Genomic DNA, 1,220 nt, shown 5'->3' with positions numbered 1-1,220 from the left:
CGCTCACGCCGCTGCCGGAGCTGGACAAGAGGGCCCGGCTGCTCCTCGTCGAGACCGACGACGCGATCCGTACCAGCACCGAGGAACTGGGCTTCGCGACCGCGCAGTTCGGTGAGGAAGCGGTCAGGCCCTTCGGTGAGGCGCTGACGTACGCGCGTACGGAGTTGACGGCGGCGTTCCGGCTGCGCCAGGAGCTGGACGACGCCTTCGCCGAGGACGAGCCGACCCGGCGCCGCATGCTGGAGGAGATCATCGCGCGCTGCACGGAGGCCGACCGCCGCCTGGACGCGGAGAGCGCGGGCTTCGACGAACTGCGCGCCCTGGAGAAGAACGTCCCGCAGGCCCTGGAGCATGCCGAGACGGCGTTCCGGCAGGTCGCGGCGCGTACCGGCGCGGCCGACAAGACCCTGGCCGGGCTCCGCGGGACCTACGCGGCAACCGCCTGCGCGGCGGTGCTCGGCCATGTCGAGCAGGCCAAGGACCGCCTCGTCTTCGCCACCACCCACCTCAACGCGGCGCGGCAGTCCGTCGACGCGGGCGACAGCGGCCGGGCCGCCGTCCATCTGCGGGCCGCCGAGGGAGCCGTCGACCAGGCGGGCACCTTCGTGGACGCCGTCGACCGCCTGGCCGGCGAGTTGGCGCAGGCCGCCGAGCGGCTGCCGGGGGCGCTCACCGAGACCGAGGCCGACCTCGCGGACGCGCGGGGCCTGCTCGAAGGCACCGCGGCGGGGGTCTCCACCGCCGATCTGCGGGGCCGTGTCGCCCGCGCGGAGTCGGTGGTCGCCGAGGTGCGGGGCCGGCTTGCCGCCGGGCCCTGCGACCCGATCGCCTCCCTGCGCCGCGTGGAGGAGGCCGACGCGGCGCTCGACGCGGCGCTGGCGGGCGCCCGAGAGCGCGAGGTCACCGAGCGCCGCTCCCGTGATCTGCTCGCCCAGGCCCTGCTCACCGCGCGCAGCGCCGTCGGGGCGGCCACGGACTACGTCACCACGCACCGCGGTGCCGTGGGCAGCGAGGCCAGGACGCGGCTGGCCGAGGCCGGGCGGCTCCTCGCGCAGGCGGAGGCCTCCCAGGACGCCGACGCCACGGCCGCGCTCGCGGCGGCCCAGCGGGCGGACTCCCTGTCCCGGCAGGCGCACCAGCTCGCCGAGCGGGACGTGCGGGGCTACGGCAATCCGTACGGGGGTCCCGGCTCGGGCGGCGGCATCGGCGGAGGCATCGGC

Annotated in this window: 1 pseudogene; it reads left to right on the top strand. The window is 76.8% G+C overall.

Features of this window, described 5'->3' with window-relative positions:
• Nucleotides 1-1,220, top strand: a pseudogene (locus tag GKQ77_RS32880) (TPM domain-containing protein); the annotation flags it as partial.

It is taken from the genome of Streptomyces anatolicus, from assembly GCF_019400875.1.
Classification (GTDB): domain Bacteria; phylum Actinomycetota; class Actinomycetes; order Streptomycetales; family Streptomycetaceae; genus Streptomyces; species Streptomyces anatolicus.
This window is presented reverse-complemented; position numbering and strand designations above follow the sequence as displayed.